2 protein-coding genes are annotated in these 1,577 nt (G+C 64.6%); one reads left to right on the top strand and one right to left on the bottom strand.

The features are described from left to right. The coding region (locus K3888_RS17465) for a hypothetical protein (RefSeq protein WP_230931550.1) at nucleotides 1-214 on the top strand (214 nt) is incomplete at its 5' end. Between the two features lie 48 nt (nucleotides 215-262). Here the strand turns inward: K3888_RS17465 and K3888_RS17460 are convergent. Then, complete coding sequence (locus K3888_RS17460; protein ID WP_230931549.1) at nucleotides 263-1,363, bottom strand: Rv3169 family protein; 1,101 nt, start codon at nucleotides 1,361-1,363, stop codon at nucleotides 263-265. Between the last annotated feature and the right edge of the window lie 214 nt (nucleotides 1,364-1,577).

Raw genomic sequence — 1,577 nt, 5'->3', positions numbered from 1 at the left:
GCTAGCGCAGCGGCTGATCGACATTCTCGACGTTCTTGGCTTGGTCGCGGGTGCTAGTTCTCAAGTGGGCATAGGCTTGGATCTAACTTATGCCAATATATCTATCGATAGGTTCCGCGATACGCTTTCTTTGGAAAAGCTAACGGATCATCCGGACGCTCCAGAACTATTAAGACTTTTAGCTGATCAATTGGAGTACGAACGGGAGAGCTAAAGGGAACTTAGTCCGGTCCCACACTGGCCAAATCGGGAGCCTCCGACATCACTTCGCCATATCTACCCAGTCCTTGAACCCGGACGGGTCGTGGCGGCCCATGTTGGCGTGCTCGAACATGCCCCAGCCCTCGGCGCCGTTGCACCTCGCGCGTGCCACGTGGTCCACGACGTTGTACGGGAGCATCGCGGTGACGTCCGGGGAGGTCATGTCGTAGGACACGGACTCACTCCAGTCGCGGCCCATCCAGCGGCCGTGTGACCAGGCCGGGTCGCCCACGTAGCCCGAGCCCATGCTGAGCGGGATGCCGAGCAGGGTGTCGATCTCCAGCAGGAGCGGCTCGCCCAGGGGCGTGGTCAGGTGCACGCGCACATGTTCTGGGTGGCGGGCGCCGGCGCGGTAGTCGACCTCCATCCGCGGCCAGCCCAGCTGCTCGATGCGGCCGTCGGCGAACACCCGACTCGCGTGGTTGAGGCTGCGATGACCGTCGGGACTCTCCTGCAGGATGATCACCAGCGCGAAGTCGTCGAACCGCAGCGGGATGTACGTCCACCAGAAGCCCTCCCGCGGCTCCTCGGCGAAGCGTTCCTGCGGATCCGGCGCGCCACTGGGGCGGATGCCCCAGGATCGGTCGCGGGTGCCGAGCCACACGGCCGGGTCCACCACGAAGTCCTCGCCGTCGACGTTCAACATCCCCGACCAGCTCCCCACCTGCGCGAACCGGCTGGCATCCAACATCGTGCGCGGCCCGTCCATGAGGATGTGCCGCTCCTCGAGCACCGCCTCGAACGAGCCCTCCCACCGCAGATCCATGGACAGATCCTCGTGCTCGCACACCACCCGCAGCGACCGCAGTGGCTCGACTACCTCGATCCGGTAGCCGCCGACCACCGACTCGGTGGACCGGGACTCGAGAGCATCCGAGAACCGCACCGACCGCTGCGCATCTCCGTGGCGGACGGTGGCGAACGCGTCTATCACCCCGAGGTTCGGATACACCCCGAACCCGGTCACCAGGAACACCTCGCCCGAGCGGTCGTGGGCGTTGAAGTAGTTGCGGTCGTAGAAGTTCCGGTCACTCGTCGACACCTGCGCCATCGACAGCGGGGTCTGGTGAACGGGGAACTCGTCGAGCGGGGCGGGCTTCATCGGCAGGCCTTGTCGTCTGTGAGGAACCGGGGGCGATTCCACACTGGCCGACGGCACGACCGGCTGGCCCGGATTCGCTCAGATTGATTGCGGGAGCCGCGTGTCGATGCTGTGCAACGGCGGTCCGTTGCGGTGGGAGGGGTTACGCGCCGGCCCTGCTGTGGTGTACACATGTGACTACAGCGTATGTACACACTTGACTACAGTGACGGTG

It is taken from the genome of Dietzia aurantiaca (genome assembly GCF_021033825.1).
GTDB lineage: Bacteria > Actinomycetota > Actinomycetes > Mycobacteriales > Mycobacteriaceae > Dietzia > Dietzia aurantiaca.
The sequence above is the reverse complement of the archived record's forward strand: the minus strand, read 5'-3'. Positions and strand labels throughout refer to the sequence as shown.

Bases quoted from the DNA above. Each gene is read 5' to 3' on its own strand.
- K3888_RS17460 (WP_230931549.1), bottom strand. From the start codon at position 1,363: ATGAAGCCCGCCCCGCTCGACGAGTTCCCCGTTCACCAGACCCCGCTG.